Source organism: Pantoea sp., from assembly GCF_028283705.1.
GTDB lineage: Bacteria > Pseudomonadota > Gammaproteobacteria > Enterobacterales > Enterobacteriaceae > Pantoea.
Window position 1 is genome coordinate 107,438 of sequence record NZ_JAPWKD010000034.1, and the last position, 25,992, is coordinate 133,429.

Sequence of the window (25,992 nt, forward strand, 5' to 3'; positions counted from 1 at the left end):
AGTTACACGCTACTTTTCAGTGCGCTGCTTTGCTGATGGCGTTCCAGCGCCAGCTCGATCAGACGGGTAATCAGCGCGCGGTAATCCAGACCTGCGGCCTGCCATAGCTTGGGATACATGCTGATGTTAGTGAAGCCAGGCAACGTATTGACTTCATTAACGATGATCTCTCCGCCTTCCGTGAGAAACACATCCACACGCGCCATACCACTGCACTCCAGCGCCTGAAATGCTTTCAGCGCCACGGCACGGATCGCTTCGCTATCTTCAGCATCGATCGCGGCTGGCACCACGACCTGAGCACCGTTCTCGCTGATGTATTTGGTGTCATACGAGTAAAACTCATCGTGCACCACCACTTCGCCACAGGGACTGGCGACGGGGTCGTCATTGCCCAGCACGGCGCATTCGATCTCGCGGCCTTTAATACCTTGCTCAATCAGTACCTTGCGGTCAAAGGTAAAGGCAAGGTCAAGTGCAGCCGCTAATTCCTCAATATGGCTGACTTTGCTGACACCAACCGAGGACCCCTGGTTCGCTGGTTTGATAAACAGCGGCAGACCAAAACGCTCCACCACTGCCTGCACATCAAGCTGGGCGCGTTGTGCCTGGGTGACGCTGACCCACGGGGCAACATTCAGCCCGGCATCACGCAGCAGACGTTTGGTGAAATCTTTATCCATACTGACGGCAGAACCCAGCACACCGGAACCGACAAATGGCAGGTTCGCCATGCGCAGCAGACCCTGTAGCGAACCATCTTCGCCCAGCGTGCCATGCACAATCGGGAAAATGACATCAACCTGCGACAGGGGATGGGCGTTGTGACGGGTGATCAGCTGCTGCGATGCCTGACCTGGCACCAGCGCGACATTCTCACCGGAGCGGTTAAGCGCTATCAGTGCGGGATTCTCCGCGTTAAGCAGAAAGCCGGAAGCATCGTTCAGATGCCATTCACCCTGCTTATCGATACCCAGCAACACCACCTCAAATTTGCTTTTATCGATAGACTCAAGAATGTTTTTTGCTGATTGTAATGACACTTCATGTTCGGCCGACTTTCCACCAAAAATGATTCCCACGCACTGTTTTGCCATTGTTTTTTGTCCGATTGCGGTAAAGCGAATGGGTAAGATAACACGGGGTGGGGGGCGCAGGTATAGCGGGTAGCTGCAGGCTTTAGTAGGGAGAGGTTAAAAAAATCCCCTCGGACGAGGGGATGCCAAATAAGGCCAACACCAGGGAAATACTTGAATAAACTATACCTTGGTATAGTTTATTGGAATGTGAGGTGGATCATAAATTTGAGAAAGGTGAGGTTTTTTGCATCGTGAAGTTTAGGGATTGCCAGGGAGAGAGACGGTAATGTAAAGGGGATAGAGGCCTTCTACTTCATAAGTTCAGGCGGTAATCTCTGGATTGATGAGGCTGATTTCTTCAATACGCCTGGTGTTCATATTAAGAGTACAGATTGTTATTGCATTTCCTAAATGATGCGTGCTTTGAATATGAGTGACGGCAGACTGGAAAAAGTGTCCCGGTAATTAATCCTGATATCTTGACTGGTTTTGAATTTAGCGATTATTACATTTTTTTCCTTACTTCCCACTCACCATTGGGGGTAGCCCAGGGACTTAATATCTTTAAGTTTTTTCGGAAGCTTGTTTTAAGATTATATCTGACCACCATCATTATTTAAACTTTTCTGCGATATGGATGTAGATTAAAATGGTTAACAGGATAAATAACCTGATGTTTTTTATTTTTTAATTGATAAACAGAAAACAACAGCAACCACTAACAAAGTATGCTTGCTCCCTGATTAACATTACTGGCTGGTAATTTTAAATAACCCGAAATTGACATCAGGTATTATTGCCTTTTAATGTAATGAATTTGGTTTCGGATGTTTTTTTTATTTCTGGTGAAAAGTTACGCCTAAAATACAAAGGGCTTGGTACAGTTTTGTCGGCCCTATAACAATCGGTTAAAGTAAATGTTTTTTCACGCGTTAAATAACATTTCATTAATTCGAAAGCTAAGAGGTAAGATTCTCCTTTAACGGCCCAGATTGATTCAAGATCCCATATTTTTTCCAATTGAGCCGTCTCAATGATAGCCCCGGTGTCAATTCCCATATCGATATAATGGATTGTTGCTCCAGCAGCTTGTTCAAATTGACACTGATTGTTAGAAACGAGAAATTGCTCAATGGCGAACATTCCTCTTGCGTAAGGTAAAACAGCGGGATGAGCATTAACTATTCTTTGCTCAAAAAAATCAATCCATTTATTTTTAAGGATGACGTTAAGAAATACAATGGCACCTGAATTATCAATCGCATTCACACCATTCGTACAATGAGATAGAAAATCATCATTAAAGTCGATAGTTGTGACAATGTTAGCCAGTTTTAATGGATGTAATTTAGGTACTCCATATGTTAAAGCTAAATACTCTTCTGCTTCACTCAGTCCGCGATAAGATCTTTCGATAATGTTTAAGTCTTTTTTGCCTATGAATTCTTTTTTGCTAAGAATTGAATGCATTTCATTCAATTCTTCACAATCGAGTTCACGAGAGTTTCTTACGATCCATCTCAGGTTATGATTATTGAGTTTTTTTGCAAGAAAGCTAGTTTGAAATAGTGATTCAGTAAGACAAGTGTACATATGCCACCTTAGTCAAGTTAATTAAGGGTAGTAATACGTTCAGCCACAATACTGGAAATGAACGCTACAATAATTTAACTCTACAAATCAATCTATTTTTCGGTCTTCCGTAGTGTGGATGGTAAGATACAGGCTAAAGTTATTTTTTTAACAAAAAATTAAATTATTTTTAATTGAGGATAACCTCATGACATCACTTCGGGCGATATTATAGCTGCCATCACGGATGACAGATAATCAGGCATGCTAACTGCTTATACAGGTTGATCCTCACCCTTCACCCTTCACACTACACGCAAATCAGTAAATTAACCCGAATGCAGTACGCATAGCAGTGCTGTGTGCAGTTACAGAAAACGGCGTTTACAGCATCTGAATAAAAAGCCTCTTTTAATACAATTCTCATTATACGGACATAAAATAAATTACAAATCAATATATTATTATTTATTTGGGTTGAAATCTGATGACCACAACCATTCTTTCATAATTTCTTCCGAAAGTGTGAACTTATGCAGCAAAATTATCAATACCTTATGGTACTTTACTGCACTTAAAGTCAGGGGTGTTTTATGGATAAAAATGCGCACGTATGAATAAGTATTATCCAGGTCAATATCCCCTTACAGCGGATAGCCACTGGTTGTAGGGACCAGTGAATAAGCATGGGGCTGCCGAACCTGAACTTTTCGCTCTACTGGTTAATTTTTTCGCTGCAAAGGGGCATCCCCTATTTCAGATTAAATTTTCGCAACTCACTGGCTAAAAAAGGTCAGGTTGAATGAATATATTTTAGCGAAATAGCATGATTATCTGCTATTCAATAAAGGTATAAAATAAGGAGATAAAAATGCAATGTATGCAAGCCAGGGGTTCAGATCTGGATAATATTTGCGATCTGCTGACAGCCGAATTTTTTGACGATCCGATATATAAATTTGTATTTATCAATCGGGTGGGTCGGTTTGACCGAATGTGGCGCTTTTTTCGTGTCTACGTTGATTTTGCCAGAGAATATGGCGGCATACACTTTATTGAAAACTATGCGGGAGTTCAGGTCTATTTTCGACCAGAATTTATGGCGATAAGCAACGAACAGCTTGATATCGATAACCGACTGCGCCGGGCATGTGACTCAGACTATGCGGCTGTTGCAGCGTGGATGAGGGGATGTGACAACTATCATCCCCGAACTCAGCCTCATTATTATTTATTTCTCACTGCTGTAGAGCATGAACATCGCGGTCATGGTGGGGCAAGAGTAATGGCAACTTTGTTCGGAGAACTGAGTGCCATACTTGATAAAAATGGTTTTCCATGCTATTCCGAGTGCACAAGGCGTGGTGGACAAATCATAACCAGACGATGGGGTTTTCGTGCTGCTGCACCTTCCAGGAAGGTAGAGGGTTTCCCTGAATTCTATCCGGTCTGGCGTGAACCACAGCAAACCGTTGCATTTTCTGAGTTATAATCAATAAGTACGTTGAGTGAGCTGATCCAAAATTGATGGTTGGAGGTCAGTAGTTTTATATATTGGTTACCGTCTGACCATTAACCTTTAATACAAATGCAAGCTCTCAGAATCATTTACCGGGTCGGGGTATAAGGTTGAGTTCATTTGCTAAGCTAATAGCATGTTTTGCATTCTTTACACCAAGCTTTCTGACAGTATTTCCCATGTGGAATTTAACCGTGCTAACGGTGAGATGCAGGATCTCAGCCACTTCAGCATAGGTTTTACCGATACTGCTCCAGTAGAGGACTTCAGCCTCACGGGTAGAGAGGACCGAATTAGTTGCGTTCTTTTCTTCCGATTGTTTGTAGATCTGAATAAGCATTTCATGAGTATCAAGTAGAATTCCCTGAAAATCATTTTTATGCTTTATTATAATTTTACCAATATCAGCCATGAGGAATTTATCATAATACAATGTTAACATTGCCAGGTTATTGTGGTTATCATGTAAAACAAAAGTATGCCCGCATAAAAAACTATAAGTTTTTAAAATGAAAACCTTATCCATTGGCCAATGTGAGTTTAATTTAATATTATCATCCCAGACAAAAGGTGTGAAACGATTCAGTCCAGTGACAACGACTGGATCAATATTTTGATATTTATTTTCAAGATATGTACTGGCGAAATCATCTGTTAAATCAGTAACAATTAATATGTTATCTGTGTTTCTTTTATCCATTACAGCATAGGCGTGGTTAATCTTATGGTATTCACCTATCCGTTTTTCTAAGCTCTGCTTTATATAACTATTTTTCTCAGTGTCTGAAAAATAATTTTTCATGGTAAATTATCTCTAAATTCAATGCTACAGAATGATAACTTCCCTGAACAAAATAAATATTACAGTATATACGAAATATTATACATGATGTTCCGGAAAACCTGTGCATACACAGATAAATTTTTATAACCTGAAGGTATTTTCAATAAAACGAGTGCGTTTCACTTTTCAATCAGATCATAGTCATTATCAGGTTGAGGGGGACCGAAACAAAGGTTCCAGTGACACACTTGAACTAGCGTGATTGCACCAGAAGTCGGGGATGGGTGAGGCGTGCTGAGCGTATTCATCGTGTATATCTCTAATTAAACATTATACCCATGACGTTCCAAATGAACAGCATAAAAGTTAGTCTACTAGACTTTAGTTTGTTTTGGAATAATGCCGGGCTATTTTCTTACTCGTACTATAATTACGCCAGAAGTTAGTGTTCAGTCTTGTGCCTGCCGCCTTCAGGTCAGGAAGCCAACATCTTGCTCAAGGCGTCACTGGATCGGCGTACAATAACCTGCCGTTTTTGGATAGATGTATCACTGTTAATATGATCAATATGTTCAAGTCCAAATTTCTGACGAGCTAGTTTCATAAACCAGAACTGAATTTTCCGGTGGTCGATGAAAACCAGAACATATTCACCTTTTGTTTTTATGCGATGCAGAATTTCAAAGCATGCATGCAGATGAGCAAAAGCATCAATAAAGCTCTGATTGTTACCACTCATTACCATGGCTGTAATCACTGATTCCGACTGTCGGTAAAAAATTAACGGTTTATATCGGAAATTACTTTCGGATTAAATCGGAAAGAGTGGCTGGTTTACGCCGGAATTGGTAATTGAATTGGGTAAAAATATGCAGAGAGGGGCGAATATGGTTGAAGCATCTGCTTTTCAGGATGTGTGAAATTAAAAAAATCCCCTCGGACGAGGGGATGCCAAATCAGGCCAACACCAAGGAAATCAATGATTTTACTATACCTTGGTACAGTTATTAAGAATGTGAGGTGGATCATAAATTTGATGATTGGTTTGCAGGCAGGTGTGTCAGTCTGATGCGATTGTACTGGAAAGAACAAAACTCGGAATTTTAGAATTTTTGATATAAATTATGAAATCGGAAAATTATCACTATGTGAATATTGGCAAGGACATAATTATAATAAGTTATATGCTTAATTTCACTGGCATGATTATTATTTAGATTTATTGTGCACTGGTCAATGTATGACTGATAATCATATGAATCCTCATCCAGTTCAGTAGCAACCGAGAGACAAAACTGGTCCCGGTAGGCTTTCCACTTTTGCTGTGCCTCCAGAAAGCGTTGGCTGTGTACCTATCCTGATGTCTCTTTGTTCTCTTTTTTTCCGTTAAAAGGACCAATATTATTGGCTTTAATCCGTTTAACGGTTTCGGCTATGAGCGCATCCAGCTTTTTGTTTGAACCAGTCGTGGAGTGTAATACCAGCTTTGTTGAACGAAAATTGTTAAGATTTGGGAGGTGCACGTATCCGAAGAACTTCACTAAGTATCCGGCAGTAAGGCAGAACGTTAGATCTCCGAAGAAGGTGGATTATATTCGTAACATGCAAATAGCGCTCATTTACTGCTGTTTATGGAAGATGATGATGCCCTGTTAAAAGACGGCATTATTCTCAATGCTTCTCCATGTTCCGGCAATTCTGGACAGTGGTGATAGCATTTACTTTATTGCTAATACTGATTCAGGCGTTATATCGAGATTTACTAATTCACTGAAAGTTAGACTGGCTGCAGGTGAAGAGGAAACTACTAAGGCTGGACTGCACTGAGCAAAACTAGATTTAAACGCTTCATTTAGAATCCTTATAAATCAGAGGTTGCCTGTTATCGATCGTCAGGCTGGAAGATGTGGCGGTGAAAACCCATCGCCATTTCATCGCCACTCTGAAAGTGACCAATAAAAAACCGCCTCAGAGAGCGGTTTAAGTGCATGATTTTCATGTCTAAATTTGGTGGCCCCTGCTGGGTTTGAACCAGCGACCAAGCGATTATGAGTCCGAAAATGATTTTAAATAAAACAGTAACTTACTGATTTTTATCATATTGCATGTGGCAGATAGTGACATATGTTATCAAGTAGTGACATCCTCTGCTGCCACTTTGCTGCCAATTTTTTCCCCTGATAAGCGTTCAAGAGGATTGAGATTTACCGCTTCAAAAAGGTGATCTGGTGCGAAGTGAGAATAGCGCATTGTCACCTTAATGTCTGTGTGCCCCAGGATACGCTGAAGCACTAAAATATTGCCTCCATTCATCATAAAGTGTGATGCAAAAGTATGGCGTAAAACATGGGTCAATTGCCCGGCAGGTGTTTCAATATCGGCGCGTTTCAAAGCAGAGCGGAATGCCGAATAACATGATGTAAATAATGGTTTTGCTTTTCTACTGGTAGGCAGTACTTCAAGCAATGCATCACTAATAGGGATTGCTCTATTTTTCTTCCCTTTTGTTTTAGTGAAAATTACTTTGCCTGCTCTGATTTGGTTTCCTTTAAGGGTTTCCGCTTCTCCCCATCTTGCCCCGGTAGCAAGGCATAGTTTAACGACTGACAGTAAGTCCTTAGATGTGCTTGCTTCGCACTCCTTCAATAATGCTCGTATTTCCTCATCCGTTAGATACGCCATTTCTGATTCTGCTATTTTGTATTCTCTGACGTTATCTAATGGGTTAGGTGCCTGCCATTCGTCCAATCGACGCAACTCATTAAACACTGCTCTGAAATAGGCAAGCTCAAGATTGACGGTTCTCGGCGTTACTTTCTTCACACGAGATGAACGGGTGATTTTTCCTGCCAGGCGTTGCTCGCGGTAAGCTGAGAAAATACGCGCATTAAACTCAGTGGCGAGCGGATTACCCATAGCCTTACAGGCAAACTCCATTGCGTCTTTGCGCTTTTGTCCGTCGGCTAATGTTGTACCGTGTGCGTTATACCAGGTCTTTACAAGGTCGAAAACGGTTCGTTTATCAGCCTTCTCACCAAGCCAGGGTTTATCTTGCGCCTGATCTTTGGTGTGCTTTTCATAGGCCAGCGCTTCACCTTTGGTAGCGAATTGGCGTCGTATGCGTTTGCCATCGCGCCCGTTAGGGAAAATCTGCGCCTGCCATTTACCATTGGATAATTTACTAACAGCCATAGCCTTTATAAAAATTCCGTTCTGGAAACAACTTTTCCCAACACTTTAATGTCTTCAACCTGACATTCGAAGTATGTTTTGCCGTTTTCAACACGAACCCGGCCGCCGGGAAAACGAATTAACTCACGAATACTAACTAAGCCGTCTATCTCAATTAACCACATACCATCAAGAATCTCACCATCGTATCTATCTGTTAAGTAGATACTTCTTTCAGTACTTACCATCAGCGGACTTTGTAAGCCTTCTGGTAGTGCAGTTTTATCAATCACGAAGTCGTCCACATCATTTAACATCCCATTTGTGATTTTTTTATGGGCAATGCACATGGAATGGGATTCTGTTGCTGTTTCAAATGCGTGACCTTGACCGGTAGTGAGCCAAAACAATGAAGCCCCTGTTTCTACATGGCAAATGATTACCCAATCTGCTGGAAATGTGTCGCGTGCTGAACGGTTAGCGAGTGTGCTTTGTGAAACGCCAAGATGGTTACATAAAGCCTGCCTGCTGCTGAATCCATAAGCCTCGACTATGCGAAAAATGACATCCTTGCCGCCTTTATGGCTCTCCACGGATTCACGAATCGAACTCGAATCATGGCGTTTTGTGATCTTATCGTTTGACATTGGCGTTTTGTGATCCTATATTCCGTTTTGTGATGTGGCAGATAGTGACATTTAGAGACATATTTCCACCCAAAAGGAATCTTGCATTATGAAGAATGAATTTTCAATGCGACCAAATCTCAACTTTGTGATTTCTGAGCCTTTCATTTCACTGGATGAGTACTGCCGTCGCACTGGAATCTGTAAGCGTACTGCTCGCCAGATGTGTAAAGAAAACAGGTTACCAATCAGAAAGAAAGGCGGCGTTAACGAACTTGTTGAGATAAACATGCTTGCCCTCATCGTCGAAGCTGCATCCGATTACCACATCACAATGCAGGCCTGATAAATCCATATTGGGATAACGAAAGGGGATAATCATGTTTGATTTTAGTGTCTCCACACATAGCCATTTTGATGACGCGTGTAGGGCGTTTGCGCTTAAACACAACATCATTCAACTGGCTAAAAAAGCAGGTCTGAATCCGCAGACCATAAGCAACAAGTTAAACCCGGAACAGGTGCATCAGTTAACCGTCCGAGAAATGCTGATCCTCACTGACTTAACCGAGGATTCAACGTTGGTTGACGGCGCGTTGGCCCAATTGCAGTGCCTGCCTTGCGTTCCGGTTAATGAAATGGCGCAGGAAAACCTGCCAGCTTATGTGTTGAAAGCTACGGCAGAGGTCGGCCAGCTTGCTGCCGGTGTCGTTAGCCAGGAGAAATTAACACCTGCCAGTCGTCGTGGTCTGGTCGAGAACGTTCACGCTGGGATTCGCTGTCTTACTCTGGCTGCTCTTGCAGTTCAGGCGCGGGTTCATTCAAACCCTGCGCTGGCAGGCACTGCCGATGTGATAAGCGGTATCGGAGCATCAATAGGGATTGGGTAAATGATGGCGTTCTCTGTGGCCCCGCTACTAAAGCGGCAAAACCCTTCTCACGCCTACGGTCACGGCTGGATTACAGGGGAAAACGGCAAGCGCTGGCACCCGGCTAATTCTCAGGTTGAGCTGCTGGCAGGATTAACCGGTAAGAGGAAAAAATCATGGCTTACAAAGCTGAAAGTATCACTGTTCAGATGAATGCCGGTCAGCGTGCTAATGCTCTCAATCATATTTCTGTACTTCGCACCATGATGAATGGTGATTGCAGTCATGAACTAAAGCGCTTCATAAACGTTATGCGCAATAAACGTGATTCGCAGTATGAAAAAAACAGTCGCGCATTGAGCGCAATATTCTTTCTGGCAAATATCAGCAAAGAGCGTCACAACGTTGAATACAGTGAGCTGACGAGTGACGAAGTTACAGCGCTGATTAGTGCAATGAATCACTTTCGTGCAGTCGTGAGTTTATTTCCTAAGAGATTGACACTTCCTAATTAATTAACCCAACGAAATTAAATGGCGTAAACCCGTCGGGCATTTTTTTGCCCAAATTCTGGAGAAAGAAATATGCGGAATATTGAAATAAGAAAATTTGACGCGGATGTTGAACAGCTTTCAACAATCATCACATCGGCTCGTGCTGAGGAACGAGCCGAGCGCGGCCTGCTGGTAGCTCGCCGCTTGACTGATATTGCAATGCGTATCCAGCAAAACGGCCTGAACAGCGTGGAAGCAGCCGAGCTTATTCGCCAGGAGGCAGAGCGTTATCAGAACGAAGCACAGGAGGCCGTGCACTAATGGCTGATTCAATGGATTTAGTGCAGCAGCGTGTTCAGGAAGAACTGGCACGCAACCTGGCAAATGCAACTCACCGCCCGTCAGGGGCGAGTGAGTTTTTCTGCCTTTCATGTGGTGAAGAAATTCCCGAAACACGTCGCCGTGTATTACCAGGCGTGGAACTTTGCGTGACCTGCAAAGAAATCAGCGAGCTGAAAACCACGCATTACAAAGGGGTGGCGTTATGAGCACCATTCTTAAATGGGCGGGTAATAAGTCCCGTGTAATGCCTGAGCTACTGGCGCACCTGCCAGCAGGTAATCGCCTGGTTGAACCGTTTGCGGGTTCCTGCGCAGTAATGATGAGTACTGATTACCGGGAATATCTGATAGCCGATATCAACCACGATTTGATTAATCTTTATAACCAGATAAAAGAGTACACCAGCCCATTTATCGTGGTGGCGTTTTCTCTTTTCACTCAAAACAAGACAGCGGAAAATTATTACCAGCTACGTGAAAAATTCAACAGTAACGCTTCAATGCCACTGCTGGAGCGTGCTGCCTATTTCCTCTATTTGAATCGTCACGGATATAGGGGGGTCTGTCGCTATAATCGCCGGGGTGAATTCAACATCCCTTACGGCCATTATGATGAGCCATATTTTCCCCTGGCTGAAATAGAAACGTTTGCCGAAAAAGCGAGGCGGGCAACATTCATTTGTGCGGATTACCGCAAAACGCTGGATATGGTGAAATCTGGTGATGTCGTTTATTGCGATCCGCCGTATCACGGCACATTCACCAATTATCACACCGGAGGTTTTACCGAAGACGATCAGCACTCACTGGCCTGTTACCTGCTGGGAGTGTCTGAGAGTAACCCCGTGGTTGTATCTAACAGCGATACCCTTTTCACGCGCAGCATTTTCCGCACTTTCGACATCACAAAAATCAGCGTAGCCCGTTCGGTTGGCGTTGCTGCTGGAAAAGGAAAGCGCGCCACGGAAATTATCGCTGTACGCAAACCTGAGGTAAGCAACGTAGTGATTGGCTGGGATTACTCCGGGGTAAGCGAGTGATTCAGGAATACGCTTACCCGTGGAATGCCCCGAAAAAAGCGATTAACCCTAAACTGGACCCGGCGGAAGTTGCGCCGGTTTCTGCGCTTGCAAACCTGATCACTCTTTATGCTGCGGATAACCAACAGGAGCAGTTGCGCCGTGAGGCGCTGAGTGATGAGGCCTGGGAGCGTTTTTTCTTCAATGAATCCCGCGATCCAGTCCAGCGTGAAATGGAGCAGGACCGGCTGATTAGCCGGGCCAAAATGGCCCGCGAACAGCAGCGCTTTAATCCTGATCTGGTTATCGTGGGTGATGTGAGCGCACAGCCTGCCCACATCAGTAAGCCGCTGATGGAAAGAATCAAATTCTTCCACAATCTCGGCAGGCCAAAAGCCTATTCACGTTACCTGCGAGAAACGATCCGCCCCTGCCTCGAAAGGCTGGCATGTGTGCGTGACAGCCAGGTGTCTGCTTCTTTCCGGTTTATGGCGAGTCATAATGGGCTGGATGGCCTGCTTGTTTTACCTGAAATGAATCAAAACCAGGTTAAGAGGCTGTCAACGCTGGTCGCTGCACACATGAGCATGTGCCTCGACAGGGCGAGCGATCACCTGTTTGTAATTGATGAAGTGAAGCCGGAACAAATCCGCCAGGCATGGGAAATAGTGGCCGCTGAAGCAATGCGGCTTGATGTCATCCCGCCTGCATTCGAACAGCTGCGCCGTAAAAAGCGCCGTCGTAAACCCGTCCCCTATGACCTGATCCCGCCATCACTGGCCCGTATGCTTTGCGCGGACTGGTGGTATCGCAAGCTGTGGCAGATGCGATGCGAGTGGCGTGAGGAACAGCTGCGTGCTGTTTGCCTGGTCAACAAAAAAGCGTCGCCTTACGTCAGCTTTGAGGCGGTGATCCATAAGCGCGAGCAGCGCCGCAAATCGCTGGAGTTTTTCCGCTCTCATGAGCTGGTTAATAATGATGGCGACACGCTGGATATGGAAGACGTGGTTAACGCCAGCAACAGCAACCCGGCACACCGCCGTAATGAAATGATGGCCTGTGTAAAAGGGCTGGAGCTGATCGCCGAAATGCGTGGAGACTGCGCGGTGTTCTACACAATCACCTGCCCGTCTCGCTTCCATGCAACCCTCAATAACGGCAGGCCAAATCCGAAATGGAACAGCGCCACCGTGCGCGAAAGCAGTGATTATCTGGTTGATACGTTTGCCGCCTTCCGCAAAGCCATGCACAAAGCCGGGCTACGCTGGTATGGCGTCCGCGTTGCCGAACCTCATCACGACGGCACAGTACACTGGCACCTGCTCTGCTTTATGCGCAAAAAAGAGCGCCGCTCGATCACAGCACTGTTACGTAAATTTGCCATCCGGGAAGACCGCGAGGAGCTGGGAAATAATACCGGGCCGCGTTTTAAGTCGGAACTGATTAACCCACGCAAAGGCACGCCAACCAGCTACATCGCTAAGTACGTGAGCAAAAACATCGATGGCCGTGGGTTGTCTGACGAAATCAGCGCAGAGACGGGCAAGTCCCTGCGTGACAACGCTGAAAACGTCGGCGCATGGGCCTCACTACATCGTGTTCAGCAATTCCGCTTCTTTGGTATTCCGGGCCGCCAGGCTTACCGCGAGTTGCGTTTGCTGGCCGGTCAGGCGCTGAGAATGCAAAACAACAAAAAAGCGGGTGCGCCGGTACTGGATAATCCGCAACTGGATGCAGTTCTGGCCGCTGCTGATGTGGGCTGCTTTGCCACCTACATCATGAAACAGGGCGGCGTACTGGTTCCCCGCAAACACCACATTGTCAGAACCGCCTACGAACTCAACGACGAGCCGAGCGCTTACGGTGATCATGGCACCCGCATTTATGGCATCTGGTCCCCGTTAGTTGCGGGCCGGATTTGCACGCATGCAACCAAATGGAAAATGGTCCGTAAGGCCGTTGACGTTCAGGAGGCGACAGCCGACCAGGGCGCTTGCGACCCTTGGACTCGTGGCAATAACTGTCCCCTTGATGAAAAATCACACGAATCAGGTGATGTTTCTTTCAGCAGGGAGCTGTCCAGCCAGCCTGAAACAACCCTGCTTTCAGCATCCGATCTTGAAAACATGAGTAAGAAAGAGCGTCGGATACTTCTTACCAGGATGAGAATGGTAAAACCACGTAACCGACAGAGCTACAAACAGCAAATTGACGACTACCTGAGAATACAGCTGGTAGCGGAACTGAAAGCAAGAGGCTTTAAGGGGGATCATGATGAGATTGAACTGCTTATCGGTGGCGGGAGTCTGAATTCAGGCGCAGGCTTGCGAATTTTTTACCGTAACGAGCGCCTTCAGGAAGATGACAAATGGCGACAGTGGACTTAAAGGTGCTGGTTAAGCGCGGGAAAGTCCGGCCAAATCACCGCCACGAATGCGGGTAACTTCATATTTCAATTCAATAGCCTTTTGCTGGCACAGGTCTAGAGCCTCTGCCCATTTTTCAGCAGGAGCCTGTTTAAACATATCCTTAGCAACTACCACCATAAATAGGCATCTGCCTGTACCTAAGTCTCCCGCCATCAAACAGGCGGCGTTAGTGGCCCCAATCAGATCGATACATGCTTTTCTCATAACTCATTAACCCTCATAGATTTTTACTCTCTGATTTTTGTAAGGCAAATCGCATCATACGGTAAAAAATCATTTCACATTTCAAAATTGATAATATACTGTATGTATAACCAGTTGTTTTTATGCGGAGGGACTATGCAGGATTATTTTTTGGAATCAATGAAACTTCAGCGTATTGATTTCTTTCTAAAACTTGTTGCTGGCAGTGATTGTACCGAAGAGGAAAAGCGCCTTGCTATCCAGTGGGTATCCGAACTGACTGATGAATTATTGCGCAAGGTTCGGACTCATGATTATTCACGATTGATGCAAGTATCCGACTAAGGGGATAGCCAATGCGCGTTGAGATAATGATCGATAAAGAGCAGAAGATCAGCCAGGGAACGCTTGCCGCTCTTGAGTGCGAACTTTACAAGAACCTGTTACCTATATACCCCAAAACCAGCATTCGTATCAGGAAGGGCAGCGCTAACGGCGTTGAACTGAGCGGCCTTAAACTGGACGAAGAAAAAAAGGACGTGATGGATATTCTCCAGGCCGTCTGGCAGTACGATAGCTGGCAGCATTGATAACCGTGCTGGCGTCAAAAACCAGTTTTTGGCGTCGGCAGGGTTGAACAACGAACGTAGCGAGGCGTTAGAGATTGTCTCGGTTAGTGCCTACTTCCCGTAAGAGGCACTATATATGCTAAATGTAGTGCGTTAGAACAGAAACATCTTGCGCGACCTGGGACAATGAACTTAAGTTAAGTAACGCAACCCACAGTTAAAACTGTTGTCTTCATTTATAAGGGATCTGCTGTTGTGGTTGCTGGTGACGAAGTGTACACTTTCGCGCCATATAAAAGGAGGGAGTTATGTCAAGTATTGCTGCATTGAGGCTGGGTAATCCAGTTGAACGTTTGGCACGGGTTCTTAAAGAGAACCAGGACAAGCTCAATCTGAGTAAAGATGGTTTTGTGTCTGTAGATTTGTCCAACGAAGAAGCTTTAAAGGCCATCAGAGATCAGATGGATAAGCTTGAAGGCATCAAAACGAGTACAGTTAAAACAAAACATTTTTATAGAACCCGATAATGGCAACATTACTTTTAGCAGTAATTTTGGTTAGCGGGTTTATATTTGTAAACCTATCACTTTCAACACGTTACAGATATAAGCGTTCCAATGGCTGGGACGCTTATTTTTTTGTGGCAGCATGGGGAATCGTATTTTTCCTTGCTGGCGGTTTTCTTACCTTCGCTCTTAACATCAGCGGTGGGTTTCGCTGGCTCTCCAATGCACTGAATCTAACTCCAAACAGCTTTAATGGGATGTTATCAACAACAACTGATAAATCTCAGCGTATCAATGAAATCAAACAGATTGCATGGGTTGTGATTTCAATCGTTTTGTCGGCTCTGTTCGGTTGGTTGAACAAACGTCGAACATCGAAGGGGGATCGCCGTTGGGATGCACTGGCTAAGGTAGTGGGTAATAACGCTTTTGAGTCACTACTTATGGAAGCTTCCGCGCGACAATTTCCCATCATAGCGACGCTTTCATCACGCAAAATCTATGTTGGTCTGGTAACGTGCCCTGCTCTGGAAAATGGATTATCGGAGCATCTGGAAATTCTCCCCATGTTGAGCGGTTATCGTGATAAAGATGATCTTACTATAAATATCACGACCAACTATCATCAGCACTATCTTGAAAGCGGCGTCATTGGTGGAATGTCGCGTCTTAATATCCAGGACTTTCGCGTGTTGATTCCAAAAGATGAAGTTGAAACCATCTCGTTCTTCGACACTGAAACGTACAACAAATTTAAAGAAGATGAAGCGCGTGATAGAAAAGACAGTCGTAAGCTGGGTGGTAGAAAGCCATCAGCCGGAAGGCGTAGGACTACTGACGATGCGGGGCAGAATAGTGCATGACTATGCTGCATGAAATCGCATGATCGTTTCAGGACCGTTTTATCCCCGGCCCGCCAGTTCTGGCGGGTTTTTTCATATGTCATGCAGGTGCATGAAAACCACTACATAAAGCGGGCAGGCGTGGCGGGGGTACGAGCGCGCGCTGCGAGGGAAAGTAAACGGGTTAGCGAATCTATTGACAATAGGATGGCCCTATCAAGTATTATGGAATTTTCTTGTTCTCTCATTCCCACATGGATTTGATATGAATATTTTTCAAGACTATGCAGCCCAGCAAAGCAAGAGTTCTCCCGTTAATAACTTTTTTACTCCTTCAACGCCAATTACTACACCTGAACATCTTAAAGGTAGAGATGTTGAAGTAAGAAGCATTCTCGATAATCTTACAGTTCCCGGGCGACATTGTATGATTTATGGGGATAGGGGAATCGGTAAAAGCTCACTAGCAAATGCAACGGTAAACGGTGGGAAAGAATATAACATAATTAAAGGTGAAATATTTTCTGTCAGCTGTGATAGTGATACTAAATTTAAAGATTTAGTTGCTAAGTGTGCCGTTTATGTGAATATGCATCCTGATAAATATAAAGAAGAAAGGACAATAAAGGCTGGGATTGGTGTGAAGTTTCTCAATTTTTTTTCAGCTGACTTAAGTCAAGATGAAAAGATAATTATTGAAAAGGAGGAAATTACACCAAGAAAAGCTGCTGACGTATTGTCAATGATACAAGGCTTACTGTTTATAGACGAATTTGATGTTGTTGATGAATTCACTAAAAGAGCTGTTGCCGAGTTTATAAAGCACCTAAGCGATTCGGGTTCTAAACTTAAAGTATTATTGGTAGGAATCTCTAAGGATGGACAGAGTCTAACTGCCGGTCATGAGTCAGTAAATAGGTGTCTCCATGAGGTTCGTCTGGGTGCCGTAGCAAATAATCACCTCGAAGAAATAATAAAGCTAGGTGAGGAAGGTTTAAATATAATATTCAAAAGCGGCGTCAAGGATAACATTGTCGATATCAGTAATGGCTTTCCTTATTTTACACATCTATTATGCAAGGAAGCTGCTGAGATTGCTCTTCAGGAAGATAGGAGTGAAGTCGATGATATCCTGTTTCACAGGTCAATTGAGAAGTCAGTACAAAATGCTGAGGGGCGTTTAATCAGAGAGTATGAAATTGCCTCACGTTCTTCAATTACAAATGTCTACAAGGAAATTTTATTATCAGCTTCAAAATTTAGAAATAGAGAATTCAAAGTTCAAGAGTGGATAAGGCAAATCGAAGATGACACAGGGAAACGCTACAATAACCAACATATGAGTAACTACACTGGTAGGCTTACTAAGCCAGAAAGAGGCGCAATTATAAAAAAAGTTGGTCGTGGAGTTTATAAAATCACAGATCCGAGGATGCCAAGTTTCATAAGACTAGCGAACATGTAATCTTTTGTTAACTATAAGCTGCATCGCTGCAGCTTATAGTTTTATTCCGGTTCTTCGAGAGAATAAGGTATAAATCTAATAACTTCTTCGCCTAGCCAATTGTTAATTTCTGTAAATCTCTTTTGCAGAGGTAAAAGTTCGTTGCGAACAAACACGCGGCTGGCTTTTTCAACGTCACCAAACCCGCCGGTGTTGTTCGGAATGATGCCCATCATCTGCGGCGGTACACGGTGCGCGGCCATCATGTCGTCCCGGCTCACATTCTTGATATTCAGAAACTCATCCTTAGCTGCTACCTCTGACAGCGGAATGATCTGAATCCCGTCTTTCTTCCCGCTGGGCGAATACATAAACAGGTTACGGAAATTGCCCGGTCCTTTGGCGCTTTTCATCGCCTTGCGAATATTGTCCACGTCTTCCTGATTCTGCGCTGCGTCAGTCATGTACATGATAAAACCGGCATGGCTACCGTTAAGGTAATATTTGCGACGAAACAGCGTTGCCGACTCGTTTAGCAGGGTGGACGGAATGGCCGACAGATATTCAGGCAGGCCGTAAACCTCCTGATTGAGATCTGGCTCCATCAGGTGGAAAACGCTGCCTTTCGTGAACTCATAGGGCTGCGTATTCAGGCCGTACTGCACAAACCAGTAGGTGTCTAAATCCGTGCCGCGCCGGGTAAATTTCGCCAGTGATGGCTCCAGCGACAGCACCCCGCCGAGCCGGTTGCTGCGCTTCTCCAGGTAAGCATTGCCGAACACCAGATAATCCTGCACAAAGCGACTGAAAGCCTGCTGGCTCAACAGCGGGTGCGGGATAAAGGTACTGGTGAGAATATTGCGCTTCACATTGATAGGTGAACTGTGATGCACAGCGGCGCGGAACGTGCGGGCCAGCCCGTCAAAACTCACCGGTGGCTCATACCAGCGATCCGTTATCACGCATTCCACATAGTCCAGCAGTTCGCGGCGGTCCAGCACCGGCACCGGGTCGCCAAAGGTAAACGCCTCTGCTGCCGCGTCGCTGTTCATCTGCTGTTGCTGCACGGGCTGCGTGCGTGTGCGGTTCCTGCGTTTACTCATTTAAAAAATCTCCATAATGTTGCGGGTATGTGAGGCTTCACCCTGCAGTGGTTCGTTTGCCAGCGCGTGCATGGTTGCCCAGGCCAAATCAGCGTGGCTGGCTTCTTCGCTGCGGCTGGCTTCATAGGTCGGGCGGTTGCCGCTGACCGTGGTGGTCCGGCGGATTGCCATGAATGACTGCGCGATGTCGAGGTGCCCGGCGTCAAACTCCAGACGCCCGCTGCTGATGATGTCGAACGCCTTCAGCACCAGGGCGTTTTTGACGTTCGGGTTGTAGACAAACTCTTTCACCGCCGGGAAAAACATCTTCACGTTCTCGTACACGCCGAGGCCGACGCCGGTGGAGTCGATGCCGATATAGGTCACGTTGTATTGCTGCGTCAGTTTGCGGATGGATTCGGCCTGCGCGCGGAAGTCCATTCCGCGCCACTGGTGACGCTCCAGTATGCGGAACTTGCCTCCCGGAACGGAGGGCGGCGCGATGACCACGCATCCGGCGCTGTCGCCGTTCTGCGTGCCTTTCGCCGGGTCGTAACCGATCCAGACCTCGCGCCAGCCGAACGGGCGCAGTGCCAGCGCTTCAAAATCGGCCCACACCTCCCAGCTGTCCACCATGCATTTCTGCAACAGTTGCAGCGGGAACACAGAGGCGAGGTCGTCCACAAATTCGCACATCAGCAGGTTCTGGTATTCCGGCGGGCTGTACTCCATGCGCAGCTGGTCGAGGTCAAACAGGTTACATCCGCCGCGCACTGCATCCTCCACGGTGACAATCTGGCGAAACTGGCCGTCATCACAGAAGCGGCCCGGCGCAAGGCTTGGGTGCGTCAGGTCGATGTCTACGCGGTCGGCTTTGGTGCGCCCCCGGTTAAAGAGTGCACCGGACCAGAACGGATAGGCGCTGTGCGTCAGGCTCGACGGCGTGGAAAAATAGGTCTGTCGCCATTTCTTATGTAGCGCCATCCCTGAAGCCACCTTGCGCAGTTCCTGGAATTTCGGTATCCAGAAATATTCATCCAGGTACAGGTTGCCGTGATAGCTCTGCGCGGTGCGGGCGTTGGTGCCGAGGAAATACAGGCCAGCACCGTTGCTGAGTGTCATCGGGTCGCCTTTCAGTTCCACATCCACCTCTTTGGCGAACTCGATAATGTACTGCTTAAAGACGTGTGCCTGCGCCTTACTGGCTGAGAGGAAAATCTGGTTGCGCCCGGTGATCAGCGCGTCAATCAGCGCTTCGCGGGCAAAGTAGTAGGTGGCACCAATCTGGCGGGATTTAAGCACGTTGCGGATGCGGTGCTTATTGCCTGCATCCCACCACTGGCGCTGGTAGTCGAACATCGAACCGTGGAAAATCTCCTGGAGTTTCTCGATCTGTTCGTCGCTGAAAACATTCTTTTCCGGCGGCTTACGTGGTCCGCTGTTTCGGTTTGCCACCTTCGGGTTAAGGTCCGCTTCGTTTCCACCGTTGTTAAATTTACCGATGCGGGCATGCCGCTCTGACTGGCGCGCCAGCAGGTCAATTTCCTTGTAGTCCTTCCCTTCTTTCGTCTCCTTCATGACCAGCTGGCAATAGCGTGCGGCGGTGGTCAGCTGCATCTGATCCAGCGGGCCGTAGTCGCCCCACTTATCGCGCTTTTTCCAGCTGTGAACGGTTGCGGGTTTCTCTCCCAGCATTTCAGCAATGCGGGCAATACGGTATCCCTGAAAGTACAGCAGCATGGCCTGTCTGCGGGGATCAAGGTCTTCGGGGTCGAGTGTCGTTGTCATGGCCTCAAAATACGGCCCGGATGACAGTATTTCCGCTGCCCCTCGTTGTGTGGTCTGCCCCACAACGTCCCCGCGTTGTTTCGATACCCCTCCCGCCGCAAACATAAGGCTCTCAAGCGTTTCTCATCAACGGAGCATGAACAATGCCAAAGAAAGCAAAGCGTTTTCGTATCGGGGTGGAAGGTGCCACTACCGACGGACGCACGATTGAACGCTCATGGCTGGAGCAGATGGCGGCGAACTATGACCCGGCTGTTTACACCGCCGTGATCAACATGGAGCACATCAAGGGATATACCCCTGACAGCCCGTTTCGCCGCTTTGGTGTCGTGGATTCGCTCGACACAGAAGAAATTACGGGCGGCCTGCTGGACGGGAAGCTGGGCCTGTTTGCTTCCATCACGCCGACGGACGATCTGGTCGGTATGACCGGGAAATTGCAGAAAATTTTCACCTCAATGGAAATCGCTCTGAAGTTCGCGGGCACCGGCGCGCCTTATCTGGTTGGTCTGGCCGTCACCGATGACCCGGCAAGCCTCGGTACCGAAATGCTGCAGTTCAGTGCTTCAGCCGAGCATAACCCGCTGGCAAACCGTAAGCAGCACCCGGAAAACCTGTTCAGCGCTGCCACCGAAACCGTCATCGAACTGGAAGACGCGCCGGAAGAAAAGCCCGCTCTCTTTACCCGCATTACCGCCATGTTCAAAAAGCAGCAGCAGACCGATGACGCGCGTTTTTCAGATGTGCATCAGGCGGTTGAACTGATTGCCACCGAGCAGCAGGACTTCAGCACCCGTACTGACAAGGCGCTGGGCGAACAGGTGGAGCGCCGGAGCAAACTGGAAGCTGGAATGGCTGAACACCTGGCCGATCTGAAAGTTCAGCGCGAAGCATTCAGCGAAATGAGAGAGAAGCTGGAACGCGAAGACGGCCGCAAAGATTTTCGCCAGCGCGCACCGGGTGGCAGTGCGCCAGCCGGACACCTGACCAACTGCTAAAGGAGCAACAACCCCCATGAAAAAGAATACCCGTTTTGCATTTAACGCCTACCTGACGCAGCTGGCAAAACTCAACGGCGTACCGGTTGAGGAGCTTTCCAGCAAATTCAGCGTGGAGCCTTCTGTCGCGCAGACGCTGGAGGACACCATTCAGCAGTCCGCCGCGTTCCTGACGCAGGTGAACGTGGTCGGCGTGCCGGACCAGTCCGGTCAGCTGCTGGGCCTCGGCGTGGGCGGCACCATTGCCGGAACCACCGACACCGGCGCAAAAGACCGCGAACCCACCGATCCCACGCAGATGTCGGACGTGGAATACAAGTGCGAACAGACCAACTTCGATACGGCTCTGACCTACGCGAAGCTGGACATGTGGGCGAAGTTCCAGGACTTCCAGACCCGCATTCGTAACGCCATCGTGAAACGCCAGGCACTGGACCGCATCATGATCGGCTTTAACGGTGTGAAGCGCGCGAAAACCTCCAACCGTCTGGAAAACACCCTGTTGCAGGACGTCAACAAAGGCTGGTTGCAGAAACTGCGCGAAGACAAGCCGGAAAATGTCTTGGGCAGCACCACCGCCGAAGATGGTACTACCACGCCAGGCGAAGTGAAGGTCGGCAAAGGCGGCACCTACATCAACCTGGACGCGGTGGTGATGGATGCCGTGAATGAGCTGATTGATGAAGTGTTCCAGGACGATGATGAACTGGTGGTGATCTGCGGGCGTGAACTGCTGTCTGACAAGTATTTCCCGCTGGTCAACAAGGAGCAGGACAACAGCGAGAAGCTGGCCGCCGATCTGATCATCAGCCAGAAACGTATGGGTGGCTTGCAGGCGGTGCGTGCGCCGTTCTTCCCGGCCAATGCCCTGATGATCACCCGTCTGGATAACCTGTCCATCTACTGGCAGGAAGACACCCGCCGCCGTTCCGTTATCGACAATCCGAAGCGTGACCGCATCGAAAACTTTGAGTCAGTCAACGAAGCCTATGTGATTGAAGACTATCGCGGTGCCGCGCTGGTCGAGAACATCACCTTTGGTGACTTTACCGAAGCTGCGCCCGCCGAAACCGGAGAGTAACGCATGAGCCTGAGTCCCGCACGGCGTAACCGCCAGCGCGTTCAGGCCGAGCAGTCCGCCCGAATGGGCGGTTCTGCCCGCCACGCGTCCGGCTATGAGCTGATGCTGTTGCAGCTGACGGAAGACCGCCGCCGCCTCAAGGGTATCCAGTCCACGGTCAAAAAGGCCGAAATCAAAGTGGAAGTGCTGCCGAAATACGCCGCCTGGGTGGAAGGCGTGCTGGCCGCCGACGGCGCGCAACAGGACGACGTACTGATGTACGTGATGCTGTGGCGCATTGATGCCGGTGATTACGCCGGTGCGCTGGCGATTGGCCGTCATGCCATTAAACACGGCTGGGTGATGCCGCAGGGCTTTAACCGCAACGTGCCGACGCTGCTGGCCGAGGAAATGGCCGACGCCGCAAAGAACGCCCTTCTGGCGGATACCCCCTTTGATGCTGAACTGCTGATGCAGACGCTGGATGTGATCGGCTCGCTGGATATGCCGGACCAGTCACGCGCCCGTCTTCATAAATCCATTGGCAACGTGCTGACCGAATCACAGCCCGTGTCCGCACTGAATCACTTACGCCGCGCCCTGCAACTGGATGAGAAATGCGGCGTGAAAAAAGAAATTGAGCAGCTGGAGCGGAAAATCCGTAACGCCAGCTGATAACCGGACGTGCCCACGCGCGGGGCGGCACGGGGTGGCGACAGGCAGCGCCTTATCAAAACCCCGTCCACCGCCCACCTATTCAGGAGAAACACAGCAATGAAATTTGTTGCGGCGGAGCAGGCGCAGGATACGCCCGAAATTATCCCCAATAACTCATTCTGGCCGGACGTTGATCTGGCGAAATTCCGCAGCGCCATGCGCGTTGACGGCACCGTGACGCCGGAGCGTCTGAAACAGGTGGTACTCACCGCCATGTCGGAAGTGAACGCCGAACTGTATGCGTGGCGGGAGCGTCAGGAGCTGGCCGGTCACAACCAGCTTGCCGACGTGCCGGGCGAGAAGCTGGCCGGGGAAAGTGCCCGCCTGCATCACTACCAGAATGCGGTGTGGTGCTGGACCCGTGCCGTGCTCAATGAACGCTATCAGGACTATGACGCCACCGCCGCCGCCGTGAAAAGGGGTGATGAGCTGGCGGACGCCACCGGCGACCTGTGGCGGGATGCCCGCTGGGCCATCAGCCGCGTGCAGAACCTGCCGCACTGCACGGTAGAGCTTATCTGATGAAAGTGCGTGCGCAGCAGTACGACACGCTGGACGCACTCTGCTGGCGTCACTATGGGCGCACGCAGGGCATGACCGAACAGGTGTTACAGGCAAATCCGGGGCTGGCGGAACACGGTCCGATCCTTCCGCACGGGCTGGAGGTGGAGCTTCCGGACGTGACAACGGCGGCCACCGTGCAGGCCGTCCAGCTTTGGGACTGAACTATGTGGGAAAAAATCAGCACCTTTATCACCTGGTGCGTTGCGGTGGTGATGGCGTGGCTGGGTGGCCTGGACCTGAAGGACGTGTCCACCGTGGCCGGGGTGTTTATCGGCCTGCTGATGGCGCTTATCAGCTGGTACTACAAACACAAAACCTATCAGTTACTGGCGCGCGGGCGCATCACGCGGGAGGAGTATGAATCTGCAAACCGTTAAGCGATGTGCTGTCGGCGCGGTGCTGGCTCTTGCCGTCACGCTACCGGGTTTTCAGCAGCTGCACACCTCCCCGGAGGGGCTGAAACTCATTGCCGACGCCGAGGGTTGCCGCCTGAAGCCGTACCAGTGCGACGCGGGCAAATGGACCGACGGTATCGGCAACACATCCGGCGTCGTGCCGGGCAGGAGCATTACCGAACGGCAGGCGGCGGGGAACTTCATTACCAACGTGTTACGCGTTGAGGCGGCACTGGCGCGCTGCGTGGCGGTCACTATGCCACAGCAGGTTTATGACGCGCTGGTGTCGCTGGCGTTTAACGTCGGCACAGGTAACGTGTGCGGCTCCACGATGGTGGCGCTGCTGAAGAAAGGGCGATGGCGGGATGCCTGTCTGCAACTGCCCCGCTGGGTGTATGTGCTGGGCGTGTTTAATCAGGGGCTGGATAACCGGCGTCAACGTGAACTGGCATGGTGCCTGAAAGGAGTCCGGGGATGATGCGCACTCTGACAGTGATCCTGTTGGTGGTGATTGTGGCGCTGGGTGTGCAGTCCTGGCGGCTCAGTAGCGCACATACAAAAATCGACGCGCAACAGTCAGCCATTAAGGCGCAGGGTAAAAAGTTAACGCAGAAAAACAGCCAGTTGATTGCGCTGAACATCCTGACGCAGACCAACAGCCGCGCCCAGACGCAGCTTTATGCCGCCGCCGAACAAAACAACAGGCTGCTCCGCGACAGGCAGCGCACCATAGAGGAACTGAAACGTGAAAACGAAGAATTTCGCCGCTGGGCTGGTGCCTCTTTGCCTGATGCTGTTATCCGGCTGCGGCAGCGGCCGGCCCTTACAGGAGGTCAGTCTTACCGTGAGTGGATGTCCCAAAATCACCCGGTGCCGCCTGGAACAGGCAGGCCCACGCAGTAACGGCGACCTGAACGCTTTGCTGGATGAAACCGAGGCCGCCTGGGCGAACTGTGCCGATAAGGTGGACACCATTGTGAACTGCCAGGAAAAAGACGATGAACAAGCCGCAGTCCTTGCGCAGCGCCCTGACTAAAGCCGTTAAGTATGTAGCAGATAACCCGGACCGGCTGCACCTGTTCGTGGATAACGGTTCGCTGGTCGCCACTTCCGCAGCATCGATTTCGTGGGAATACCGCTACACGCTGAACGTGGTGATAACGGATTTCAGCGGGGACCAGAATCTGCTGATGGCCCCGATTCTGTTCTGGCTGCGCGATAACCAGCCGGATGCGTTGCAGAACGATGCCGAACGCGAAAAGTTGTTTACGTTTGAGGTGGATATTCTCGGTAATGACCGCTGTGATCTCAGTCTGAACCTGAAGCTGACAGAGCGGGTGATCGCGTGCGAGGTGGACGGCACTATGGGGATTGAGGTTGTAGCTGAACCGGAAATACCCGAGGAATTCTGGACGGTGAAACGTGGATGATCTCCATGAAGTGGATGCCTGGCTGGATGCGTTGCTAGGGCAACTAGAACCTGAGGCCAGGACAAAGATGTTGCGTGAGGTGGCACGAGACGTGCGCCGCATTCAGCAGGCCAACATCACCGCACAGCGCGCGCCTGACGGTACTGCGTGGGAACCTAGGCGTGTTACAGCCCGGACCAAGCCAGGCCGAATCCGCAGTAAGATGTTTATCAAGATAAAAACAGTTAAGTTTCTTAAAGTTAAAAGTGATATAAGAAGTGCCGATGTGTATTTTATTCGTTCCACTCAGAGACTAGCACAGGTACATCATTATGGGCTGCGGGAAAAAATTAATGCACATGGGCCGGGAGTTAAGTATAAGCAACGGCAGCTGTTAGGGTTCGATGTTAAAATTGAAGAGAATATAAGTGAAAAAATAGTCCGTTGGATTATGAAATGTTAGGGTGGCTTTTCTTTTTTATGTCAGGTGTGTTTTTTCTTGGCTACTTTTTATTAGTAGCCAAGCGGAGTT

34 protein-coding genes are annotated in these 25,992 nt (G+C 48.5%); 25 read left to right on the forward strand and 9 right to left on the reverse strand.

Annotated elements, in window-relative coordinates:
- Positions 1-2: 2 nt before the first annotated feature.
- Both ddlA and PW844_RS27255 read right to left on the reverse strand, forming a co-directional pair.
- A complete protein-coding gene (ddlA, locus tag PW844_RS27250) occupies positions 3-1,097 on the reverse strand; it encodes a D-alanine--D-alanine ligase (protein WP_299458946.1) in 1,095 nt (364 codons plus the stop codon).
- A gap of 768 nt (positions 1,098-1,865) precedes the next feature.
- Positions 1,866-2,549: a formyltransferase family protein gene (locus tag PW844_RS27255; protein WP_299458948.1), complete on the reverse strand. Its 684-nt coding sequence runs from the start codon at positions 2,547-2,549 to the stop codon at positions 1,866-1,868.
- 973 nt (positions 2,550-3,522) lie between these two features.
- Here PW844_RS27255 and PW844_RS27260 point away from each other — a divergent pair.
- The gene (locus PW844_RS27260) at positions 3,523-4,143 is read left to right on the forward strand and encodes an N-acetyltransferase (protein ID WP_299458950.1); all 621 of its coding nucleotides are present in this window, start codon (positions 3,523-3,525) and stop codon (positions 4,141-4,143) included.
- Between the two features lie 112 nt (positions 4,144-4,255).
- Here PW844_RS27260 and PW844_RS27265 read toward each other — a convergent pair whose 3' ends face one another.
- From PW844_RS27265 to PW844_RS27280, 4 genes are all read right to left on the reverse strand, one after another.
- The gene (locus PW844_RS27265) at positions 4,256-4,972 is read right to left on the reverse strand and encodes a LuxR family transcriptional regulator (RefSeq protein ID WP_299458952.1); all 717 of its coding nucleotides are present in this window, start codon (positions 4,970-4,972) and stop codon (positions 4,256-4,258) included.
- A gap of 457 nt (positions 4,973-5,429) precedes the next feature.
- Entirely contained in the window at positions 5,430-5,711 is a 282-nt protein-coding gene (locus tag PW844_RS27270; RefSeq protein ID WP_299458954.1) for a hypothetical protein, read from the reverse strand.
- 1,373 nt (positions 5,712-7,084) lie between these two features.
- Positions 7,085-8,146, reverse strand: a complete 1,062-nt coding sequence (locus PW844_RS27275; RefSeq protein WP_299458956.1) for a tyrosine-type recombinase/integrase — start codon at positions 8,144-8,146, stop codon at positions 7,085-7,087.
- Between the two features lie 5 nt (positions 8,147-8,151).
- Positions 8,152-8,772 carry a phage repressor protein CI gene (locus PW844_RS27280; RefSeq protein WP_299458958.1) on the reverse strand — a complete coding sequence of 207 codons (621 nt, stop codon included), beginning with the start codon at positions 8,770-8,772 and terminating at the stop codon, positions 8,152-8,154.
- Positions 8,773-8,860: 88 nt separating this feature from the next.
- Between PW844_RS27280 and PW844_RS27285 the strand changes: the two genes are divergently transcribed.
- The 8 genes from PW844_RS27285 (at position 8,861) to PW844_RS27320 (ending at position 13,861) form a co-directional block, all read left to right on the forward strand.
- Complete coding sequence (locus tag PW844_RS27285) at positions 8,861-9,097, forward strand: regulator (RefSeq protein ID WP_299458960.1); 237 nt, start codon at positions 8,861-8,863, stop codon at positions 9,095-9,097.
- A 34-nt stretch (positions 9,098-9,131) separates the two neighbouring features.
- The gene (locus PW844_RS27290; RefSeq protein ID WP_299458962.1) at positions 9,132-9,641 is read left to right on the forward strand and encodes a phage regulatory CII family protein; all 510 of its coding nucleotides are present in this window, start codon (positions 9,132-9,134) and stop codon (positions 9,639-9,641) included.
- Positions 9,642-9,833, forward strand: coding sequence for a phage filamentation protein Fil family protein (locus PW844_RS27295; protein WP_299458964.1), 192 nt, complete (start codon positions 9,642-9,644; stop codon positions 9,831-9,833).
- Positions 9,797-10,135 (forward strand): DUF5347 family protein, encoded by a 339-nt coding sequence (locus PW844_RS27300; protein WP_299458966.1) that lies wholly within the window; start codon positions 9,797-9,799, stop codon positions 10,133-10,135. The genes PW844_RS27295 and PW844_RS27300 overlap by 37 nt, the downstream gene beginning before the upstream one ends.
- Before the next feature lie 69 nt (positions 10,136-10,204).
- Positions 10,205-10,435, forward strand: coding sequence for a DUF2732 family protein (locus PW844_RS27305; protein ID WP_299458967.1), 231 nt, complete (start codon positions 10,205-10,207; stop codon positions 10,433-10,435).
- On the forward strand, positions 10,435-10,662 hold the full coding sequence (locus PW844_RS27310; protein ID WP_299458969.1) for a TraR/DksA family transcriptional regulator: 228 nt from the start codon (positions 10,435-10,437) through the stop codon (positions 10,660-10,662). Before PW844_RS27305 ends, PW844_RS27310 begins: the two co-directional genes overlap by 1 nt.
- Positions 10,659-11,495, forward strand: a complete 837-nt coding sequence (locus PW844_RS27315; RefSeq protein ID WP_299458971.1) for a DNA adenine methylase — start codon at positions 10,659-10,661, stop codon at positions 11,493-11,495. The genes PW844_RS27310 and PW844_RS27315 overlap by 4 nt, the downstream gene beginning before the upstream one ends.
- Entirely contained in the window at positions 11,468-13,861 is a 2,394-nt protein-coding gene (locus tag PW844_RS27320; RefSeq protein ID WP_299460464.1) for a replication endonuclease, read from the forward strand. The genes PW844_RS27315 and PW844_RS27320 overlap by 28 nt, the downstream gene beginning before the upstream one ends.
- 9 nt (positions 13,862-13,870) lie before the next feature.
- Here the strand turns inward: PW844_RS27320 and PW844_RS27325 are convergent, their stop codons facing one another.
- A complete protein-coding gene (locus PW844_RS27325) occupies positions 13,871-14,107 on the reverse strand; it encodes a hypothetical protein (RefSeq protein ID WP_299458973.1) in 237 nt (78 codons plus the stop codon).
- A 135-nt stretch (positions 14,108-14,242) separates the two neighbouring features.
- On the opposite strand from PW844_RS27325, the gene PW844_RS27330 reads away from it, so the two are divergent.
- From PW844_RS27330 to PW844_RS27350, 5 genes are all read left to right on the forward strand, one after another.
- Positions 14,243-14,431 (forward strand): hypothetical protein, encoded by a 189-nt coding sequence (locus PW844_RS27330; protein ID WP_299458975.1) that lies wholly within the window; start codon positions 14,243-14,245, stop codon positions 14,429-14,431.
- Positions 14,432-14,442: 11 nt separating this feature from the next.
- Positions 14,443-14,676, forward strand: coding sequence for a DinI-like family protein (locus tag PW844_RS27335; protein ID WP_299458977.1), 234 nt, complete (start codon positions 14,443-14,445; stop codon positions 14,674-14,676).
- Positions 14,677-14,963: 287 nt separating this feature from the next.
- Positions 14,964-15,182 carry a multidrug ABC transporter ATPase gene (locus PW844_RS27340; RefSeq protein WP_299458979.1) on the forward strand — a complete coding sequence of 73 codons (219 nt, stop codon included), beginning with the start codon at positions 14,964-14,966 and terminating at the stop codon, positions 15,180-15,182.
- The gene (locus tag PW844_RS27345; protein WP_299458981.1) at positions 15,182-16,024 is read left to right on the forward strand and encodes a hypothetical protein; all 843 of its coding nucleotides are present in this window, start codon (positions 15,182-15,184) and stop codon (positions 16,022-16,024) included. The genes PW844_RS27340 and PW844_RS27345 overlap by 1 nt, the downstream gene beginning before the upstream one ends.
- Before the next feature lie 244 nt (positions 16,025-16,268).
- On the forward strand, positions 16,269-17,468 hold the full coding sequence (locus PW844_RS27350; protein WP_299458983.1) for an AAA family ATPase: 1,200 nt from the start codon (positions 16,269-16,271) through the stop codon (positions 17,466-17,468).
- Between the two features lie 41 nt (positions 17,469-17,509).
- On the opposite strand, the gene PW844_RS27355 is transcribed toward PW844_RS27350, so the two are convergent.
- The gene (locus PW844_RS27355) at positions 17,510-18,550 is read right to left on the reverse strand and encodes a phage portal protein (protein WP_299458985.1); all 1,041 of its coding nucleotides are present in this window, start codon (positions 18,548-18,550) and stop codon (positions 17,510-17,512) included.
- Positions 18,551-20,317 carry a terminase ATPase subunit family protein gene (locus PW844_RS27360; RefSeq protein ID WP_299458987.1) on the reverse strand — a complete coding sequence of 589 codons (1,767 nt, stop codon included), beginning with the start codon at positions 20,315-20,317 and terminating at the stop codon, positions 18,551-18,553.
- 143 nt (positions 20,318-20,460) lie between these two features.
- On the opposite strand from PW844_RS27360, the gene PW844_RS27365 reads away from it, so the two are divergent.
- The 11 genes from PW844_RS27365 (at position 20,461) to PW844_RS27415 (ending at position 25,923) form a co-directional block, all read left to right on the forward strand.
- Positions 20,461-21,315, forward strand: a complete 855-nt coding sequence (locus PW844_RS27365) for a GPO family capsid scaffolding protein (RefSeq protein ID WP_299458989.1) — start codon at positions 20,461-20,463, stop codon at positions 21,313-21,315.
- Positions 21,316-21,331: 16 nt separating this feature from the next.
- Positions 21,332-22,396 (forward strand): phage major capsid protein, P2 family, encoded by a 1,065-nt coding sequence (locus tag PW844_RS27370; protein ID WP_299458990.1) that lies wholly within the window; start codon positions 21,332-21,334, stop codon positions 22,394-22,396.
- 3 nt (positions 22,397-22,399) lie between these two features.
- Positions 22,400-23,050 (forward strand): terminase endonuclease subunit, encoded by a 651-nt coding sequence (locus PW844_RS27375; RefSeq protein ID WP_299458992.1) that lies wholly within the window; start codon positions 22,400-22,402, stop codon positions 23,048-23,050.
- Positions 23,051-23,149: 99 nt separating this feature from the next.
- Positions 23,150-23,614: a head completion/stabilization protein gene (locus PW844_RS27380; RefSeq protein ID WP_299458994.1), complete on the forward strand. Its 465-nt coding sequence runs from the start codon at positions 23,150-23,152 to the stop codon at positions 23,612-23,614.
- Positions 23,614-23,817, forward strand: coding sequence for a tail protein X (locus tag PW844_RS27385; RefSeq protein ID WP_299458996.1), 204 nt, complete (start codon positions 23,614-23,616; stop codon positions 23,815-23,817). The genes PW844_RS27380 and PW844_RS27385 overlap by 1 nt, the downstream gene beginning before the upstream one ends.
- Before the next feature lie 3 nt (positions 23,818-23,820).
- Positions 23,821-24,033 carry an HP1 family phage holin gene (locus tag PW844_RS27390; RefSeq protein ID WP_299458998.1) on the forward strand — a complete coding sequence of 71 codons (213 nt, stop codon included), beginning with the start codon at positions 23,821-23,823 and terminating at the stop codon, positions 24,031-24,033.
- Positions 24,014-24,529, forward strand: a complete 516-nt coding sequence (locus tag PW844_RS27395) for a lysozyme (RefSeq protein WP_299459000.1) — start codon at positions 24,014-24,016, stop codon at positions 24,527-24,529. Before PW844_RS27390 ends, PW844_RS27395 begins: the two co-directional genes overlap by 20 nt.
- Positions 24,526-24,954 carry an Rz-like lysis system protein LysB gene (gene lysB, locus PW844_RS27400; RefSeq protein WP_299459002.1) on the forward strand — a complete coding sequence of 143 codons (429 nt, stop codon included), beginning with the start codon at positions 24,526-24,528 and terminating at the stop codon, positions 24,952-24,954. The genes PW844_RS27395 and lysB overlap by 4 nt, the downstream gene beginning before the upstream one ends.
- Positions 24,842-25,087: an Rz1-like lysis system protein LysC gene (lysC, locus tag PW844_RS27405; RefSeq protein ID WP_299459004.1), complete on the forward strand. Its 246-nt coding sequence runs from the start codon at positions 24,842-24,844 to the stop codon at positions 25,085-25,087. The genes lysB and lysC overlap by 113 nt, the downstream gene beginning before the upstream one ends.
- The gene (locus PW844_RS27410; RefSeq protein ID WP_299459006.1) at positions 25,050-25,481 is read left to right on the forward strand and encodes a phage tail protein; all 432 of its coding nucleotides are present in this window, start codon (positions 25,050-25,052) and stop codon (positions 25,479-25,481) included. Before lysC ends, PW844_RS27410 begins: the two co-directional genes overlap by 38 nt.
- Positions 25,474-25,923, forward strand: coding sequence for a phage virion morphogenesis protein (locus PW844_RS27415; protein ID WP_299459008.1), 450 nt, complete (start codon positions 25,474-25,476; stop codon positions 25,921-25,923). Before PW844_RS27410 ends, PW844_RS27415 begins: the two co-directional genes overlap by 8 nt.
- Positions 25,924-25,992: the final 69 nt, after the last annotated feature.

What these genes read in the sequence shown, in the direction of transcription:
- ddlA (WP_299458946.1), bottom strand. Translation starts at nt 1,097, where the DNA reads ATGGCAAAACAGTGCGTGGGAATCATTTTTGGTGGAAAGTCGGCCGAA.
- PW844_RS27255 (WP_299458948.1), bottom strand. Translation starts at nt 2,549, where the DNA reads ATGCATTCAATTCTTAGCAAAAAAGAATTCATAGGCAAAAAAGACTTA.
- PW844_RS27260 (WP_299458950.1), top strand. Translation starts at nt 3,523, where the DNA reads ATGCAATGTATGCAAGCCAGGGGTTCAGATCTGGATAATATTTGCGAT.
- PW844_RS27265 (WP_299458952.1), bottom strand. Translation starts at nt 4,972, where the DNA reads ATGAAAAATTATTTTTCAGACACTGAGAAAAATAGTTATATAAAGCAG.
- PW844_RS27275 (WP_299458956.1), bottom strand. Translation starts at nt 8,146, where the DNA reads ATGGCTGTTAGTAAATTATCCAATGGTAAATGGCAGGCGCAGATTTTC.
- PW844_RS27280 (WP_299458958.1), bottom strand. Translation starts at nt 8,772, where the DNA reads ATGTCAAACGATAAGATCACAAAACGCCATGATTCGAGTTCGATTCGT.
- PW844_RS27285 (WP_299458960.1), top strand. Translation starts at nt 8,861, where the DNA reads ATGAAGAATGAATTTTCAATGCGACCAAATCTCAACTTTGTGATTTCT.
- PW844_RS27290 (WP_299458962.1), top strand. Translation starts at nt 9,132, where the DNA reads ATGTTTGATTTTAGTGTCTCCACACATAGCCATTTTGATGACGCGTGT.
- PW844_RS27295 (WP_299458964.1), top strand. Translation starts at nt 9,642, where the DNA reads ATGATGGCGTTCTCTGTGGCCCCGCTACTAAAGCGGCAAAACCCTTCT.
- PW844_RS27300 (WP_299458966.1), top strand. Translation starts at nt 9,797, where the DNA reads ATGGCTTACAAAGCTGAAAGTATCACTGTTCAGATGAATGCCGGTCAG.
- PW844_RS27305 (WP_299458967.1), top strand. Translation starts at nt 10,205, where the DNA reads ATGCGGAATATTGAAATAAGAAAATTTGACGCGGATGTTGAACAGCTT.
- PW844_RS27310 (WP_299458969.1), top strand. Translation starts at nt 10,435, where the DNA reads ATGGCTGATTCAATGGATTTAGTGCAGCAGCGTGTTCAGGAAGAACTG.
- PW844_RS27315 (WP_299458971.1), top strand. Translation starts at nt 10,659, where the DNA reads ATGAGCACCATTCTTAAATGGGCGGGTAATAAGTCCCGTGTAATGCCT.
- PW844_RS27325 (WP_299458973.1), bottom strand. Translation starts at nt 14,107, where the DNA reads ATGAGAAAAGCATGTATCGATCTGATTGGGGCCACTAACGCCGCCTGT.
- PW844_RS27330 (WP_299458975.1), top strand. Translation starts at nt 14,243, where the DNA reads ATGCAGGATTATTTTTTGGAATCAATGAAACTTCAGCGTATTGATTTC.
- PW844_RS27335 (WP_299458977.1), top strand. Translation starts at nt 14,443, where the DNA reads ATGCGCGTTGAGATAATGATCGATAAAGAGCAGAAGATCAGCCAGGGA.
- PW844_RS27340 (WP_299458979.1), top strand. Translation starts at nt 14,964, where the DNA reads ATGTCAAGTATTGCTGCATTGAGGCTGGGTAATCCAGTTGAACGTTTG.
- PW844_RS27345 (WP_299458981.1), top strand. Translation starts at nt 15,182, where the DNA reads ATGGCAACATTACTTTTAGCAGTAATTTTGGTTAGCGGGTTTATATTT.
- PW844_RS27350 (WP_299458983.1), top strand. Translation starts at nt 16,269, where the DNA reads ATGAATATTTTTCAAGACTATGCAGCCCAGCAAAGCAAGAGTTCTCCC.
- PW844_RS27355 (WP_299458985.1), bottom strand. Translation starts at nt 18,550, where the DNA reads ATGAGTAAACGCAGGAACCGCACACGCACGCAGCCCGTGCAGCAACAG.
- PW844_RS27360 (WP_299458987.1), bottom strand. Translation starts at nt 20,317, where the DNA reads ATGACAACGACACTCGACCCCGAAGACCTTGATCCCCGCAGACAGGCC.
- PW844_RS27365 (WP_299458989.1), top strand. Translation starts at nt 20,461, where the DNA reads ATGCCAAAGAAAGCAAAGCGTTTTCGTATCGGGGTGGAAGGTGCCACT.
- PW844_RS27370 (WP_299458990.1), top strand. Translation starts at nt 21,332, where the DNA reads ATGAAAAAGAATACCCGTTTTGCATTTAACGCCTACCTGACGCAGCTG.
- PW844_RS27375 (WP_299458992.1), top strand. Translation starts at nt 22,400, where the DNA reads ATGAGCCTGAGTCCCGCACGGCGTAACCGCCAGCGCGTTCAGGCCGAG.
- PW844_RS27380 (WP_299458994.1), top strand. Translation starts at nt 23,150, where the DNA reads ATGAAATTTGTTGCGGCGGAGCAGGCGCAGGATACGCCCGAAATTATC.
- PW844_RS27385 (WP_299458996.1), top strand. Translation starts at nt 23,614, where the DNA reads ATGAAAGTGCGTGCGCAGCAGTACGACACGCTGGACGCACTCTGCTGG.
- PW844_RS27390 (WP_299458998.1), top strand. Translation starts at nt 23,821, where the DNA reads ATGTGGGAAAAAATCAGCACCTTTATCACCTGGTGCGTTGCGGTGGTG.
- PW844_RS27395 (WP_299459000.1), top strand. Translation starts at nt 24,014, where the DNA reads ATGAATCTGCAAACCGTTAAGCGATGTGCTGTCGGCGCGGTGCTGGCT.
- lysB (WP_299459002.1), top strand. Translation starts at nt 24,526, where the DNA reads ATGATGCGCACTCTGACAGTGATCCTGTTGGTGGTGATTGTGGCGCTG.
- lysC (WP_299459004.1), top strand. Translation starts at nt 24,842, where the DNA reads ATGCTGTTATCCGGCTGCGGCAGCGGCCGGCCCTTACAGGAGGTCAGT.
- PW844_RS27410 (WP_299459006.1), top strand. Translation starts at nt 25,050, where the DNA reads ATGAACAAGCCGCAGTCCTTGCGCAGCGCCCTGACTAAAGCCGTTAAG.